At 49.8% G+C, this 14,849-nt stretch carries 16 protein-coding genes; all 16 read left to right on the top strand.

The window, feature by feature from the left end:
* Positions 1-11 precede the first annotated feature (11 nt).
* On the top strand, positions 12-1,235 hold the full coding sequence (gene aroC / locus HMPREF0044_RS00700) for a chorismate synthase (protein WP_006546171.1): 1,224 nt from the start codon (positions 12-14) through the stop codon (positions 1,233-1,235).
* On the top strand, positions 1,232-1,828 hold the full coding sequence (locus tag HMPREF0044_RS00695; protein ID WP_006546170.1) for a shikimate kinase: 597 nt from the start codon (positions 1,232-1,234) through the stop codon (positions 1,826-1,828). Before aroC ends, HMPREF0044_RS00695 begins: the two co-directional genes overlap by 4 nt.
* Positions 1,825-2,904 (top strand): 3-dehydroquinate synthase, encoded by a 1,080-nt coding sequence (gene aroB / locus HMPREF0044_RS00690; RefSeq protein ID WP_006546169.1) that lies wholly within the window; start codon positions 1,825-1,827, stop codon positions 2,902-2,904. Before HMPREF0044_RS00695 ends, aroB begins: the two co-directional genes overlap by 4 nt.
* A 2-nt stretch (positions 2,905-2,906) precedes the next feature.
* A complete protein-coding gene (locus tag HMPREF0044_RS00685; RefSeq protein WP_006546168.1) occupies positions 2,907-3,419 on the top strand; it encodes a shikimate kinase in 513 nt (170 codons plus the stop codon).
* Positions 3,420-3,492: 73 nt separating this feature from the next.
* Positions 3,493-4,056, top strand: coding sequence for an elongation factor P (efp, locus tag HMPREF0044_RS00680; protein WP_006546167.1), 564 nt, complete (start codon positions 3,493-3,495; stop codon positions 4,054-4,056).
* Positions 4,056-4,598: a transcription antitermination factor NusB gene (nusB, locus tag HMPREF0044_RS00675; RefSeq protein ID WP_006546166.1), complete on the top strand. Its 543-nt coding sequence runs from the start codon at positions 4,056-4,058 to the stop codon at positions 4,596-4,598. Before efp ends, nusB begins: the two co-directional genes overlap by 1 nt.
* A gap of 97 nt (positions 4,599-4,695) precedes the next feature.
* Positions 4,696-5,250, top strand: a complete 555-nt coding sequence (pyrR, locus tag HMPREF0044_RS00670; protein WP_006546165.1) for a bifunctional pyr operon transcriptional regulator/uracil phosphoribosyltransferase PyrR — start codon at positions 4,696-4,698, stop codon at positions 5,248-5,250.
* Positions 5,234-6,193: an aspartate carbamoyltransferase catalytic subunit gene (locus HMPREF0044_RS00665; RefSeq protein WP_006546164.1), complete on the top strand. Its 960-nt coding sequence runs from the start codon at positions 5,234-5,236 to the stop codon at positions 6,191-6,193. Before pyrR ends, HMPREF0044_RS00665 begins: the two co-directional genes overlap by 17 nt.
* Before the next feature lies 1 nt (position 6,194).
* Positions 6,195-7,508, top strand: a complete 1,314-nt coding sequence (locus HMPREF0044_RS00660; RefSeq protein ID WP_006546163.1) for a dihydroorotase — start codon at positions 6,195-6,197, stop codon at positions 7,506-7,508.
* Positions 7,505-8,005, top strand: a complete 501-nt coding sequence (locus tag HMPREF0044_RS00655) for a carbamoyl-phosphate synthase domain-containing protein (protein WP_006546162.1) — start codon at positions 7,505-7,507, stop codon at positions 8,003-8,005. The genes HMPREF0044_RS00660 and HMPREF0044_RS00655 overlap by 4 nt, the downstream gene beginning before the upstream one ends.
* Complete coding sequence (gene carB / locus HMPREF0044_RS00650; protein WP_006546161.1) at positions 8,005-11,310, top strand: carbamoyl-phosphate synthase large subunit; 3,306 nt, start codon at positions 8,005-8,007, stop codon at positions 11,308-11,310. The genes HMPREF0044_RS00655 and carB overlap by 1 nt, the downstream gene beginning before the upstream one ends.
* Positions 11,311-11,316: 6 nt before the next feature.
* Complete coding sequence (gene pyrF, locus HMPREF0044_RS00645) at positions 11,317-12,162, top strand: orotidine-5'-phosphate decarboxylase (protein WP_006546160.1); 846 nt, start codon at positions 11,317-11,319, stop codon at positions 12,160-12,162.
* A 194-nt stretch (positions 12,163-12,356) separates the two neighbouring features.
* Positions 12,357-12,929: a hypothetical protein gene (locus HMPREF0044_RS00640; RefSeq protein WP_006546159.1), complete on the top strand. Its 573-nt coding sequence runs from the start codon at positions 12,357-12,359 to the stop codon at positions 12,927-12,929.
* 68 nt (positions 12,930-12,997) lie between these two features.
* On the top strand, positions 12,998-13,588 hold the full coding sequence (locus tag HMPREF0044_RS00635) for a SatD family protein (RefSeq protein WP_006546158.1): 591 nt from the start codon (positions 12,998-13,000) through the stop codon (positions 13,586-13,588).
* A 341-nt stretch (positions 13,589-13,929) separates the two neighbouring features.
* Positions 13,930-14,496 carry a guanylate kinase gene (gene gmk / locus HMPREF0044_RS00630; RefSeq protein WP_006546157.1) on the top strand — a complete coding sequence of 189 codons (567 nt, stop codon included), beginning with the start codon at positions 13,930-13,932 and terminating at the stop codon, positions 14,494-14,496.
* Between the two features lie 41 nt (positions 14,497-14,537).
* A complete protein-coding gene (rpoZ, locus tag HMPREF0044_RS00625; protein ID WP_006546156.1) occupies positions 14,538-14,807 on the top strand; it encodes a DNA-directed RNA polymerase subunit omega in 270 nt (89 codons plus the stop codon).
* The last annotated feature ends 42 nt before the right edge of the window (positions 14,808-14,849 follow it).

The following is a 14,849-nucleotide window of genomic DNA, read 5'->3' as shown; positions in this document are numbered from 1 at the left end:
CAATTTAAAGCATGATCAGATGGCTTTCTGCAGGCGAATCCCACGGCCCTAAACTTACCGGCATCATCGACGGAGTTCCCGCTGGAATTGCGTATACACAAGCCGACCTAGAGGCAGAACTACACCGTCGCAAAAAAGGCTACGGGCGGGGAGCACGACAAAAGATTGAAACAGACAGGGTTACGATAACTTCTGGCATACGTCATGGTGTAACCACCGGCGCACCAATTGCCATAGAAATTTCGAATTCAGAATGGGATAAGTGGGCAGCGGTACTTGCAACTGACCCAGTAGACCCTGTACTACTACGTAAAGCAGTCGGAGGGTCTGACGATAAAGAACTTGCACGTAATCGTAAGCTAACCCGTCCGCGACCTGGGCATGCAGACATGGCGGGAATGCTGAAATACGGCCATGTTGACGCTCGTAACATTTTAGAGCGCGCTTCAGCCCGCGAAACTGCTATGCGTGTAGCCCTTGGAAGTATTGCGAAAGCCTTTTTATATCAAGTTGCGGGTATACAAATCGTCTCTCACGTGACTGCAATCGCAGAGATATCTACGCTTGCGTCGCAGCCAGGTGCGGCAGAGTTTGAAACCATCGAAGCCAGTGAAGTGCGTACTGCAGATAAAAAGACAGAACAGCTTTTTAAAGCTCGGATAGATGCAGCAAAGCAGGCTGGCGACACGGTTGGCGGTAGCGTTGAAGTAATTGCATTCAATGTGCCAGTTGGATTAGGTTCCCACATTCAATGGGATAGGCGTCTAGATGCAAAGCTAGCTGCCGCGATGATGTCCATTCAGTCAGCAAAACAGGTAACTATTGGTGTGGGGGATTCTCAGATTGAAGCTGGTGGGCAGCAGGCGCATGATGAGTTTGCTATTGAAAATAGCCACGTAACACGCTCGTCTAACCTTGCTGGTGGCATTGAAGGCGGTATGAGTAATGGGCAACCTGTGGTAGTGCAAGTTGGTTTTAAGCCGATTTCGACTGTTCCCAGAGCACGTCAAAGTTTTGACTTAGAAAGTGGGCGGTTGGCTCCAGCTTTGCATCAGCGTTCCGATACTTGTGCTGTGGTGCCGGCCGCGGTAGTTGCTGAAGCTATGCTTGCGTTAGTATTAGCTGATGAAGTCACGGGAATGTTTGGTACCGGCAGTTTAGAAATGGTGAAACGCAACTTGGTAGCATTCCAAGCTGAGATCCAGCAACGATTATTTACCGAGGGCGTTCTGTGACACTTGCAGAAGAATCAATAACTAAACCGGTTTTTTTAGTGGGAATGCCAGCTAGTGGCAAGACAACTTTAGGGTTGCAGGTTGCCTTACGGTTAAGAAAGCACGGGAAGCCTTGTGTATTTATTGATCTGGATCAGGTGATCGAAGACATGGCTGGCAGCACAGTAGTTGAGTTGTTCGCTGAGTCTGAAGCCGTATTTCGGCAGATCGAGCAGCAGGCTTTGCAACAGGTTGTTGAGTCTACACTCGATTTTTCTGTGCCTGTAGTAATTGCCTGTGGCGGTGGAGTTGTTGAATGTGAAGCAAATCGGCAGATTTTAAGGGGGCAGTGCTGTATTTATTTAGATTGCGCGGTTCCGGTCTTAGCTAAACGAGCCGTTCAGCAAGGGGGCAGACCACTTTTAAGCGGTATTGTCGGAGTAGCTGGAAATAGTCAGCGTATGGAAGCTGAAATGGCCAGTATTTTGCAGCGACGTAGAAGCTATTATGAAGAGGTTTCTGAGGCTGTTTTAGAAGTCGGTGTAGACTCTCTCGAAAAGGATGTTATAAACCTTTTGGAGTTAATTTCTATAATGAGTAAGGGGAGGTTATGAAAACCGTAATTCCAGTGACTTCCACGCCTAGCTATGAGATAGAAATAGCACACCATAGCAGACAATCAGTTGGAGCTTGGGTGCAGGCCAACAGGTACCAAAAAGTATTACTCGTGACTACTTCTGCAGTTATCACATGGGCGAAGGAAATCGAGAAGGAAATAAAACAAACGGGTGTCCAGACGGAGACTCTGCTAGTAGCGGATGGGGAATCTGCGAAAACAGTTGAATCACTGACAACCGCCTGGAATTATGCTGCAGAAATAGGGTTGGAACGCACTGACTTGATCATCGGAATCGGGGGAGGTGCCTTAACTGATTTAGCTGGCTTCTTTGCTGCAACATGGCTTCGTGGTATCGGCGTGGTCCACGTACCGACAACATTACTTGGCATGGTAGATGCTGCGGTTGGAGGTAAAACAGGTATCAACATCTTCGCTGGAAAAAACCTCGCAGGTGCTTTCTATCCACCTAAACGAGTTTTTATAGACCCTTTAATTTTAGAAACTCTGCCTGAACCCGAGTTTAAAGCAGGGCTAGCGGAAATAATAAAATGTGGGTTCATTAAAGATAAACAGATTCTTAGGCTCTGTGACGGCAACAAAAAGCTGGTTTGGGATAGCCCGGTGATTAGTGAACTTATCGAACGAGCAGTCACAGTTAAAGCACATATAGTTAGCGAAGATTTAAGGGAAACCGGACAACGCGAATACTTAAACTATGGACACACGTTGGGACACGCGATTGAAAAAATCACGAACTATCGGATACGCCATGGTGAAGCAGTAGCAATTGGCATGGTTTACGCAGTGAAACTAGCTAATAGGCTGGGATATGCCAGCGAAAGTTGGGTTAAGTTACACTTGGACCTAATTCATAATCTTGGTTTACCTTCAGCTTGGGAAGCATTCGACTATTCGGCACTATTTGACGCAATGCTACATGATAAGAAGGTTCGTTCGGGGAACTTACGGTTTGTTTTCACTACCGCCCTCGAGAGAGAAAATTCGCCTGGCGACACTTGGGTGAGTGAAGTACCTTTAAGAACTGTCCTAGATGTTTTAGAAAGCAATTGAAAATGAAAAACCAAGTCGTGCTAATTGGGGTAGCTGGAGCAGGTAAAAGTGACGTTGCTACGGAACTATCTCAGCAACTCAACTGGCCCATCCATGATGCTTTAAAAAACGCAGCTGAAATAGCTGGTGAAGATATGGACTTGCTTTTTGTGCGACGAGGGGCAGAAGAGTTCCAAACTTTCGTGGCGCAGGGGGTAATCCAAGCCCTTAACAAACCCGGCATTGTTGTGCTTTCCCCAGATTCAGTCCTGGTCGAGGACGTTCAAGAAAAACTCAAAAACGTGGACAAAAACCAGGCTTTGATTATAGAACTATATGCAGATTTCAACACGCTGGCTCAACGCACCGGGATTAACGCCCCACGTGCCGTAAACCTCGGTCCGATTCGTCGCACCTTCCGCCTCCTCATGGAATCCTACCGCGAGTGCTACAGCCAGCTTGCACATGAGAAACTTGACACATCATTGTCAAAACCACATTTTATCGCCGAGCGAATAGTCGCATTACTAGGGTAATACCCTGTATTCTTAGGCTGATAATAATTTCTGCCAACAAAAACTGGCAGCGGATATTAGTTAAGGAATAAAGATGGCAACCACTAATGATCTTAAGAACGGCATGGTCCTAAAGATTGAAAACCAGCTCTGGTCCGTAGTTGAATTCCAGCACGTAAAGCCAGGTAAAGGCCCAGCATTCGTTCGTACTAAGCTAAAGAACGTGCTGTCCGGCAAGATCGTTGACAAGACCTTCAACGCTGGTCTTAAAGTTGAAACTGCAACAGTTGATCGTCGCGATATGACTTACCTGTACCAGGATGGCGCAGACTACGTATTCATGGATGTTTCCACCTACGATCAGATTCTGGTTCCAGAAGAAACCGTTGGTTCCGCAAAGAATTACATGGTTGAAAATCAGAATGTAATCGTATCCCTACATGAAGGTGCCGTACTGTTTATTGAACTGCCAGCAACCGTAGTTCTGGAAATCACTTACACGGAACCAGGTTTGCAAGGTGACCGCTCTAACGCAGGTACTAAGCCAGCGACCTTGGAAACCGGCGCAGATATTCAGGTTCCACTGTTCCTTGAACAGGGTACCCGAATCAAGGTTGATACCCGTACCGGCGAATACGCAGGACGTGTAAACGACTGATGAACAACCGCGGTTTTTCATCTCGTACACGTGCGCGTAAGCGTGCCATTGACACGATTTTCGAAGCTGATCAGCGAGGTCGTGCAGAAAGTGCCGCAGGCATTAACCTAATGCTCGAAGAGCGTAAGGAAATCACTGCCGCACAGACGCCACTACCTGAATACTCTATCGAAATCATCGAAGGCGTTCGCGATCACCTCATCGAGATTGACGACCTGCTGGACACCCACACGACTGGACGTACATTCAGCCGTCTGCCAGCAGTAGACCGCGCAATTTTGCGAGTAGCTACTTGGGAAATTATCTGGAACGAAACTGTGCCAGATATTACCGCCATTGACGAAGCAGTTCGTATTACTCGTAAGATTTCCACGGATGATTCACCAGCATTAGTGAACGCCATCTTGGACGCGGTTCGTCGTGACTCTAAGAACGTACGCGACACCGACGCCGCAGTTGAAGCAGCATTCGCTGAGGAAGATGAAGAGGACTTCATCGACTTAGACGAAATGCTTTCTGAGTGCGACACTCCACAAAGTTAAATAATGAACGCCCGAGGCTTTTAACGGTCTCGGGCGTTATTATTATAAATGTACTGATTCCTTTAAGTCCGTCCAGAGAGGCGGGGAAGGAGCCGGCATGAGTAGCCGACAGAAAACAGTCCTCAACGAGGACGAAATCGGGCGGGCACTAACTCGCCTATCATATGAGATTATTGAGTACTCAGATGCACTTGATGACCTCGTTATTCTTGGTATTCCTACCCGTGGGGAAGTGCTGGCAAAGCGCATTGGTGCCAAGATTTCTTCAATCACTGAAAAGCCTATTAACGTAGGCACACTTGATATCACCCTGTACCGCGATGACTTGGCAGCCAAGCCAACTCGCACACCACACCCAACTAGCATTCCAGCTGACGGCATCGCTGGGAAACGCGTTGTCCTGGTAGACGACGTACTCTACACCGGGCGAACCGTAAAAGCCGCCTTTGACGCACTCTTTGCCTTGGGGCGCCCCGCAATTGTGCAACTGGCCGTGCTCGTTGATCGTGGGCATAGGGAACTACCGATACGCCCCGACTTTGTCGGTAAAAACCTACCGACTTCTCGTAGTGAGCAGGTGCTTATCAACTGTGTCGAAATCGATGATATTGATTCAGTAGTGATTGAGGAAAAAAATGAAACATTTAATTGACATTGCTGACCTAAGCCGTGCGGAAGCCATCCTGCTACTTGACACAGCTGAAGAAATGGCGGCCACCCAGTCACGCGCTATTAAAAAACTCCCCACCCTCAGTGGAAAAACAATCGTAAATCTTTTCTATGAGGATTCAACCCGCACTCGCTTATCTTTCGAAGCAGCTGCGAAACGCCTTTCAGCGGACGTAATCAACTTTGCCGCAAAAGGATCTTCAGTTTCCAAAGGGGAATCTTTAAAAGACACTGCGCTAACCCTCCAAGCCATGGGGGCAGACGCAGTTATTATTCGTCACCCAGCTTCTGGCGCAGCCCACCGACTGGCATATGCTGGCTGGATTGACTGCCCAATCCTAAATGCCGGAGACGGAACACACCAACACCCAACCCAAGCGCTTTTAGACGCTATGACTCTGCGGCGCTACTACCAGGGGAATGGTAATCCGGCTGGTAAAGGTACTGACCTTACAGGCTCAAAAATCGTGATTGTCGGAGACATTTTACATTCGCGAGTCGCCCGCTCCAATGTTAAGCTCCTGACTTTACTAGGTGCAGAAGTCACGTTGGTCGCACCACCAACTCTGGTCCCAGTTGGTGTAGAAACCTGGCCATGCAAAGTCATGTATGACTTTGACGCAGCCCTCGCAGATAATCCCGACGCAGTGATGCTGCTACGTGTACAGCGTGAACGCATGACCTCGTTGGGCGGGGGATTCTTTCCATCAGTAACTGAATACCACCGCGAATACGGCCTGGACCTTGAACGCTTCAAACGTCTCAACCGTGAAACCATTATCATGCACCCTGGACCAATGAACCGCGGTTTAGAAATCTGCGCAGAAGCAGCAGATTCTCCACAATCCGTAATCGTCGAACAGGTAAACAACGGTGTCAGCGTTCGCATGGCCGCCCTACAACTGTTACTCGCAGGAGCTGAATAAAATGACTAACAACCAGATTCTGATTAAAGGCGCCCTGCCATACGGTGAAGACGCCACCGACATTGCCGTAGCCGACGGAAAGATCGTTGCTCTGGGTAAAGATGCTGGCGACGCCCTCGTAAATCCCGAAATTGTAAACGCTGAAGGCCTAGTCGCCCTGCCAGGCTTGGTAGATCTGCATACGCACTTGCGTGAACCTGGTCAGGAAGATGCCGAAACCGTGTACACAGGTACCCGTGCTGGAGCAGCCGGTGGCTACACCTGTGTACACGCCATGGCAAACACCAACCCAGTTGCAGACACAGCAGCAATCGTTGAACAAGTACAAACACTGGGCGACGCTGCTGGGTGGCTCCAAGTTCGCCCAGTTGGTGCTGTAACCGTCGGATTAGAAGGCAAACAACTATCCGCCATGAGCGCAATGGCTACCTCAAAAGCGAAAGTGCGCGTATTTTCTGATGACGGCATGTGCGTCTCCGACCCACTCTTAATGCGACGCGCATTAGAATACGTGAAAACCTTCAACGGTGTGATCGCCCAACACGCGCAAGACCCAATCCTCACTGCTGGCGCACAAATGAACGAATCCGCCCTGTCAGCACAGTTGGGGCTCGCCGGGTGGCCAGCAGTCGCAGAAGAAGCCATCATTGCTCGCGATATTTCTCTAGCAAAGCACGTTGATTCGCGCCTGCACGTATGCCACGTATCCACTGCTGGAAGTGTTGAACTAATCCGCTGGGCGAAATCTAAAGGTATTCGGGTAACCGCTGAAGTAACCCCACACCACCTGTTTTTAACTGAAGAAGAAGCCTGTAGCTACGACCCGCTCTTCAAAGTTAATCCGCCACTGCGAACCTTCGAAGACGTGGAAGCCCTCCGTGAAGGCCTGGCAGACGGCACCATCGACATTGTTGGTACCGACCATGCCCCACACCCGCTGGAAAAGAAAGACTGCGAGTGGCAGGCAGGTGCATTCGGCATGACCGGGTTAGAAACAGCCCTACCAGTAGTCATCACAACTATGGTTAATAGCGATCGTATGAGCTGGCGTGACGTTGCTCGGGTACTGTCAGAAGCGCCCGCACAAATCGGTCAAGTCGCTGAACAAGGCCATAAGATCGCAGTTGGATCCCTGGCACAGCTGACTTTTGTAGACCCAACTGTGGTTCGTACCGTGGACCCAAAAACTCAGTGGACAAAATCAACGAATACTCCATTCATCGGACATGACCTGGCAGGCCAAGTCCTCTACACCATGTACAACGGCCAGTTCACAGTTCGTGAAGGCCAGCCAATCGCAAAGGAAAACCGATGACTAACACAGACGCATTGCTCGTATTCTCAAACGGCACTATCCTGCGTGGACTCTCTTGGGGGGCGCGTGGGGTCACTACCGGTAGCGTAGTTGTTGACCATTCCATTTCCGGTTACGAAGATGCCCTGCGTGATAACGCCAATACTTCTAAGATCGTGCTGGCTACCAGCCCACATATCGGCAACGTCGGTGCCCGCGGCGACAAACCATACTTAGCAGCTGGCTTCATTGTGCGTGACCCCGCCCAAATCGTTTCCAACTGGACTGCCGAGGGCGCCCTCGAACCCCAGCTGGAAGCCCACAAGGTAGTCGGTATCTGCGGTATCGACACCCGCGCAGTAGTTCGCCTACTCAACGCTAATCCAGGAATGAAAGCCGGGATTTTCTCAGGCATTGCTCTGCCAGAAACCGTGCGCAACCTGGACCGAAACACTGAAATCCCACAGTCCATCCAGACTGAACTTGTAAACCGCGTAGTTGAAAGCGAGCAGAACTGATGCCACTCCGTACTGATATCAAATCCGTCCTGGTAATCGGATCCGGCCCAATTGTCATCGGCCAGGCCTGCGAATTCGACTATTCAGGAACCCAGGCATGCCGCATCCTAAAGAGCGAAGGCATCCGCGTAATCCTGATTAACTCCAACCCGGCAACCATCATGACCGACCCAGGCGTAGCAGACGCAACCTACGTCGAACCAATCAACGTAGAAACCATCCGTGCCATCATCGAAAAAGAACGTCCAGACGCACTGCTGCCAACCCTCGGTGGGCAGACTGCACTAAACACTGCCATGAAACTGGTAGAAGCCGGCGTTCTAGAAGAATTCGGCGTAGAAATGATCGGTGCTGACGCTGACGTGATCCGCGCCGGTGAAGACCGCGACGAATTCCGTAAGGTAGTCGAAGCCTGTGGCGCAGAAGTAGCACGCTCAGTGATCGCCCACACCATGGAAGAATGTCTCGCAGCCGCAGACGTACTTGGCTACCCAATGGTCGTCCGCCCATCCTTCACCATGGGTGGCTTAGGCTCAGGATTTGCCCACAATGAGGAAGAACTGCGTCGCTTTGCAGGTGCAGGTCTGCAAAACTCCATCACTTCTGAAGTTTTGCTCGAAGAATCAATCCTCGGGTGGAAAGAAATCGAACTGGAAGTAGTTCGTGACCGTACCGGCCGTTGCATTCCAATCTGTTCCATTGAGAACGTAGACCCAATGGGTGTACACACTGGTGATTCCATCACCATCGCACCAGCTCTGACCCTCACTGAGGAAGAACTCGACAACCTGGTGAAAATCGGTTCAGACATTGTGGCGGGTGTGGGCGTAAACCAAGCAGGTTGTAACCTACAGTTCGCCATCCACCCAACTAACGGGCGCGTAGTAGTCATCGAAATGAATCCACGTGTCTCCCGTTCTTCCGCACTGGCTTCTAAAGCAACCGGGTACCCAATCGCAAAGATTGCTACTCGTCTGGCACTAGGCTACAACTTGGATGAGATTCCAAATGACCTGGTAGCGGAAAAGACCGCGGCAGATTCTCCACTGGTGGACTACATTGTAGTTAAGGTCCCACGTTTTGCTTTTGAAAAGTTCCCAGCATCTGATTCAACTCTGACTACTTCCATGAAGTCTGTTGGTGAAGCAATGTCCCTGGGACGTAATTTCGCTGAAGCCTTGCAGAAAGCACAGCGTTCTATCGATAAGAAAGGTGTTACTTTCCACTGGGATGGACCGGTACCATCTGAGGCGGAAGTTAAAGCCCTTCTGGAAGCTGCAGCAACCCCAACTGAACACCGTCTGATTCAGGTACAGCAGGCTCTGCGTGGTGGTGCCACTGTGGAAGAAGTTTTCGCAGCAACTGCGATTGACCCGTGGTTTGTTGACCAGATTAAGCAGATTAACGATGTCGCTAACGAAGTTGAGGAAGCAGGCGCTCTCTCAGCAGAAATCTTGCGGAAAGCGAAGCGCTTTGGATTCTCTGACCGTCAGATAGCTGCCTTGCGTAACCTGTCTGAGGAAGTGGTTCGTGAAATCCGCCGGGCTTTCGCTATCCGCCCTGTCTATAAGGCGGTAGATACTTGTGCTGGTCAGTATGAGGCATCCACCCCTTACTTCTACTCAGCTTACGACGAATATTCTGAAGTTAAGCCACGCGAACGTGAAGCTGTAATCATCTTGGGTTCTGGTCCAAACCGTATCGGTCAGGGTATCGAATTTGACTACTCCTGTGTACACGCTACCTTAGCATTGCGGGAAAACTACGACACCATCATGATTAACTGCAACCCAGAAACGGTGTCTACCGACTTCGACATTTCCGACCGCCTCTACTTTGAACCACTCACCCTGGAAGATGTTCTGGAAGTCTACCACGCTGAACTGCAAGCGGGTCCAATCAAGGGCGTCCTCGTGCAACTTGGTGGACAAACCCCACTTTCCCTGGCTGCCCAGCTGGAAAAGGCCGGCGTGCCAATCGTGGGTACCAGCCCAGATGCTATTGCCCTGGCAGAAGACCGTGAGCTCTTTGGTCGCGTATTAGAAAACGCAAACCTGCCTTCCCCAGCTCACGCTACCGCTAACAGCCCTGCATTTGCTTTAGCAGCGGCACAAAAAGTTGGCTACCCAGTGCTAGCACGTCCATCCTTCGTCCTGGGCGGTCGTGGCATGGAAATCGTCTATGACGAAGCCGGTATGCGTGACTACCTGAACCGCTTGGGTGAAGCATTCGATAACGGCCCACTCTTGATAGACCGATTCTTAGACAATGCGGTAGAAATCGACGTGGACGCGCTGTTTGACGGTACCGACCTGTTCATGGGCGGCATTATGGAACACATTGAAGAAGCCGGTATTCACTCTGGTGACTCTGCTTGTGTGATGCCTCCAATGACTCTGTCTGCCCGCCAGATTGAAACCATCGTTAAGTCTACTCGCGCTATCGCTGAAGGCGTGGGCGTACAGGGCTTGCTGAACATCCAGTACGCGCTGGTATCTGACGTTCTTTACGTTATCGAAGCTAACCCACGAGCTTCCCGTACGGTGCCATTCGCTTCTAAGGCGCTGGGCGTTTCCCTGGCACGAGCTGCCGCGAAGATTCAGCTGGGAGCTACTATCGCGCAGCTACGTGCCGCTGGTGAACTGCCAGAACAAGACGCTTCCTACATGGACTTGGATGAGCCAATCTCCGTTAAGGCAGCGGTTCTGCCATTCAACCGTTTCCGTGACAAGCAGGGCATGATTGTGGATACCATTCTGGGCCCAGAAATGCGTTCCACTGGTGAAGTAATGGGTAAGGACTTGTCTTTCCCAGCAGCTTTCGCGAAGTCCCAGCAGGGAGCTTACGGCGGTTTGCCAAAGTCCGGTACGCTGTTCATTTCCATTGCGGATGCGGATAAGCGTTCTGTAGTGTTCCCAGCTTCCCGCATGGCTGACTTGGGCTTTAAGATTTTAGCTACTGAAGGTACTGCTTCCGTACTGGTTCGTCACGGTATTGATGTGCAGATTGTTCATAAGGAATCTGAACGTGTTGAGGGTGAGCCTACCATTTTGGATTTGATTCAGAGTGGGGAAGTGGACATGGTTGTAAATACTCCGCAGGGTCAGTCGTCGCGCCACGACGGATACAAGATTCGCTCTGCCGCTATGGGTGTTGGTAAGCCAGTTTTGACGACTCTGCAGGCTTTCTCTGCTGCTGTGCAGGCGATTGAGGTTGAGAACCGTGGTTCCTTCCAGATTCGTACTCTGCAGGAGTACGACGCTGACCGCCAGGTGCGTCGTGAACGCCACGAGATGGAAGGCTGATTGAGAATGAGCTTCGGAGTTAAACTGCAAGACGCTATGCGTCTGAAGGGGCGCGTGTGCGCGGGTATTGATCCGCATGCTTCTTTACTGGCTGAGTGGGGTTTACCTGATTCGGTTGAGGGGTTGCGTGAGTTTTCCCAGCGGGCTTTGGAAGGTTTAGCTGGTGCGGCTGCGATTAAACCTCAGTCGGCTTTTTATGAGCGTTTCGGCTCTGCTGGTTGGGCGGTTTTGGAAGAACTGTTGCGGGACGCGCGTTCTGCTGGCGTGCTCATGATTTTGGACGTGAAGCGCGGCGATATTGGTTCTACCATGGCGGGTTACGGCGCGGCTTTTCTGCCCGAGGGCGCTCCACTTGAGGCTGACGCGATTACTATCGCTCCTTACATGGGGGCTTCTGCCTATGATGCTACGGCTGCATTGGCAGCACAGCATGGTAAGGGTCTGTTCACGCTAGCACTTACTTCTAACCCGGAGGGTAAGGTATTGCAGCGGTCTGTTTCAGCGGATGGCACGGCAGTATCAGCTCAGGTAATGGAGTGGACTAACCAGGTTAATGATCTGCATTGCGCTGGTGCTGGCTTGGGTTCTTTCGGTGTAGTCTTGGGCTCTACTGTCGATGACATGACCAAGGTGCTGGGATCTGCTTTTAGCGCTTTTAATGGTCCTATCCTTGCACCAGGTTTTGGTGCGCAGGGGGCGGATGCGGAAGATATTCGGCGTCGTTTTGCCGGGCATGAGCATCAGGTGTTGGCGTCATCTTCGCGTGGTTTGTTAAAGGCAGGTCCAAACCCAGCTGCCATGCAAGAAGCTTTGGTGAAGGCCGTAGAAGAGGTTGAATCCGCGTTGGCGTAACCGTGGTTTGATGTTAGGGGGCTGATTTGTATCAGCCCCCTAACATTTAGGTCCTTTATGTATTTATGTGTTTTAACAGAGCACCTATAAACATTAGATACCGCGTTGAATCCTGTTGGTTTTAAGGGACTTTTCAAATTAATACCGGTTTACAAGCCCTTATTAACCTAATAAAGTTAATAGTGGAGGTAAACATGTTTGTAGTAGTAGCAGTGCAGCTCGATAATCACCCAGAACCAGCCCTCTACCAGCGTTTGGAATCATTAAACCCTGTCTACATCAGTGCTGTTGACGGTGGTACCGAAACCTACGCTGTCTACCAAGACGGCGAAACAACTCTTAAAGCTATTAAAGCCACCGCGAATTCTACAAACTGGCTATGCGGTGTTGGCATCGGTCAGGTTGATTTGGACGCCCTCGGAAAAGGGGAAATGAAAACCAGCCCCGGATTCCGTCACGCCCTGCAAGCTGCCAACCTTGCGAAAAAAGCCAGCGTGCCTTTCGCCATTAAAATGCGCTACAAATCAGAAATACTTAGCTCCCTCCAAGCCCTGCTACGCCTCAAGTATAAGCTCATCACTGAACGCACCGACCGACAAAAAGAAGTTGTCTCCTTGCGTGAAGTTCACGATTCTGCTACCCAAACCGCAGAACTAATGGAGGTTTCTAAAGCCGCAATCTCAAAGGTCTTAAAGGCAGCTAACTGGGATCTGGAAAAAGATACCGACCTGCTTGCTATTCGCTTACTGTCAGGCCTGGGTATTTAAAAGTTTCCTAAATTCGGTAAACTTACTTTAGTTTGATGAAAATAGGAAACTAGCTTAGGGGGTGCGCAATGTACGTTATCACCGCAGACCAAAAGAAATCTACAAAAACAAAAGTCGATTTAGTTCCCAAAGCCTTGCAGGAACTCAAAATAATAAAAACTGTACTTCCATTCGAACGTACTGTAGGAGACGAAATTCAAGGTGTCATAAAAGACTCTGAAGAAGCGCTTAAGGCAATCAAAATCATTGTTGCAATGGGGGAGTGGCACTGCGGTTTAGGTGTCGGCAACGCTAATTTAAATAATGCAACTAAAACTACCGAAGCCACAGGCGAAGCCTTCGTAAAAGCACGGCATGCAGTAGAGGAAGCTAAAAAACATTACCTGGGATTAGCAGTTCAATCCGACGCTAAGACCACAACAGTTTCACAGTTGGAAGCACTGCTACGTACAAAAGCAATTCTGGTTTCCGGGCGCAGTCAACGTCAAAAAGAAATCATTGAAAAACGTGAAGCGTTAGCATCAGCGAATGAAGTCGCTGAAAAACTAAAACTATCCAAAGGTACGATTTCGAAGAGTCTAAGAACCTCCAATTGGGAAGTAGAAACCTCCACAGATTCATTAGCACTAAGTCTTATGGAAGAAATAGATAATGCTTAACCTACTTTCTCTCCCAACCTGGGCTTCGCTCACCTTGTACGCACTTACCTGGGGCGTGACGATTATTGTCTCAGTTTGTGCGGGTAACAATATCGTACGTGCGATTTTTAACAGGGCAGAAGTAACCGAAACTAGCGACTGTTTCGCTCACCATACTTGCAGGGCATCCACAACTAATCGCTATTGTTGTTGCAGTTAAAGGATTAGGACGCTACCTAGAGTTAAAAGAAAACCCTTATGCTGCAGAAAAATTCCTAATCGGAACCGCGACCTCAATACTGTGGGCAATAACCTGCGCTTCCATAGCTAAGCTATCCCTAAACTTCTACTAAACTAGAATCATGACTGAAACCCAAAAACCACGCCTCACCGTCATTGCCGGCCCAACCGCAGTTGGTAAAGGCACGGTAGTGCGCGCCCTGCTTGAAAAATACCCACATGTTTACCTCTCAGTATCTGCTACCACCCGTAGCCCACGCGAAGGTGAAGTAAACGGCGTACACTATCACTTCCTCACCCATGAAGAATTTGATGCTGCTATTGAACGCAACGAATTCCTGGAGTGGGCAACCGTACATAAAGTGAATAAATATGGCACTTTAAAAGCACCTATTGAAGTAGCATTAGCTGAAGGAAAACCAGCCATCCTCGAAATCGACCTGGCAGGAGTACGCCAAGTTAAAGAACACATGCCAGATGCTCGCTTCGTATTCATTGCCCCACCTTCTTGGGATGAACTCGTAAACCGCTTGCGTGGTCGGGGTACGGAATCTGAAGAAGAAATGGCACGTCGCCTACAAACTGCGCGTACAGAGCTGGATGCACAGGCAGAATTTGACCACGTGGTTATTAACGATGAGGTGGATCGCACTGTGTCGGAACTAGCCGAATTGCTTGAATTAGCGTAAGATTTTAGCGTTAACACTTAATCAGTACTGAAAGAGGACTCATGGCGGGAATTGTCGCTAAGCCAGAAGGTATCACCAATCCACCAATCGACGAATTGCTGGACAAGGTAGACTCCAAGTACGCCCTGGTAGTTTTTGCTGCACGTCGTGCACGTCAGATTAACTCCTACAACCTGCAGCTGGAATCCAACATGGTTCAGTTCGTTGGTCCTGTAGTTCCAGTTGAAGCTGACGACAAGCCATTGGGCACCGCGCTTCGTGAAATCAACGAAGGCCTGCTGGTAATGGAAGAGAAGCAGGCAAACGTCTAAGTTTTCTGAAACCAGTGGTTCAAAAAAGCTTCAGAAACGAAA

The organism is Gleimia coleocanis DSM 15436 (assembly GCF_000159015.1).
Taxonomy (GTDB): domain Bacteria; phylum Actinomycetota; class Actinomycetes; order Actinomycetales; family Actinomycetaceae; genus Gleimia; species Gleimia coleocanis.
This window is presented reverse-complemented; position numbering and strand designations above follow the sequence as displayed.

What these genes read in the sequence shown, in the direction of transcription:
- HMPREF0044_RS00640 (WP_006546159.1), top strand. Translation starts at nt 12,357, where the DNA reads ATGTTTGTAGTAGTAGCAGTGCAGCTCGATAATCACCCAGAACCAGCC.
- rpoZ (WP_006546156.1), top strand. Translation starts at nt 14,538, where the DNA reads ATGGCGGGAATTGTCGCTAAGCCAGAAGGTATCACCAATCCACCAATC.
- HMPREF0044_RS00635 (WP_006546158.1), top strand. Translation starts at nt 12,998, where the DNA reads ATGTACGTTATCACCGCAGACCAAAAGAAATCTACAAAAACAAAAGTC.
- aroB (WP_006546169.1), top strand. Translation starts at nt 1,825, where the DNA reads ATGAAAACCGTAATTCCAGTGACTTCCACGCCTAGCTATGAGATAGAA.
- HMPREF0044_RS00665 (WP_006546164.1), top strand. Translation starts at nt 5,234, where the DNA reads ATGAAACATTTAATTGACATTGCTGACCTAAGCCGTGCGGAAGCCATC.
- aroC (WP_006546171.1), top strand. Translation starts at nt 12, where the DNA reads ATGATCAGATGGCTTTCTGCAGGCGAATCCCACGGCCCTAAACTTACC.
- carB (WP_006546161.1), top strand. Translation starts at nt 8,005, where the DNA reads ATGCCACTCCGTACTGATATCAAATCCGTCCTGGTAATCGGATCCGGC.
- pyrF (WP_006546160.1), top strand. Translation starts at nt 11,317, where the DNA reads ATGAGCTTCGGAGTTAAACTGCAAGACGCTATGCGTCTGAAGGGGCGC.
- nusB (WP_006546166.1), top strand. Translation starts at nt 4,056, where the DNA reads ATGAACAACCGCGGTTTTTCATCTCGTACACGTGCGCGTAAGCGTGCC.
- efp (WP_006546167.1), top strand. Translation starts at nt 3,493, where the DNA reads ATGGCAACCACTAATGATCTTAAGAACGGCATGGTCCTAAAGATTGAA.
- pyrR (WP_006546165.1), top strand. Translation starts at nt 4,696, where the DNA reads ATGAGTAGCCGACAGAAAACAGTCCTCAACGAGGACGAAATCGGGCGG.
- gmk (WP_006546157.1), top strand. Translation starts at nt 13,930, where the DNA reads ATGACTGAAACCCAAAAACCACGCCTCACCGTCATTGCCGGCCCAACC.
- HMPREF0044_RS00660 (WP_006546163.1), top strand. Translation starts at nt 6,195, where the DNA reads ATGACTAACAACCAGATTCTGATTAAAGGCGCCCTGCCATACGGTGAA.
- HMPREF0044_RS00655 (WP_006546162.1), top strand. Translation starts at nt 7,505, where the DNA reads ATGACTAACACAGACGCATTGCTCGTATTCTCAAACGGCACTATCCTG.
- HMPREF0044_RS00685 (WP_006546168.1), top strand. Translation starts at nt 2,907, where the DNA reads ATGAAAAACCAAGTCGTGCTAATTGGGGTAGCTGGAGCAGGTAAAAGT.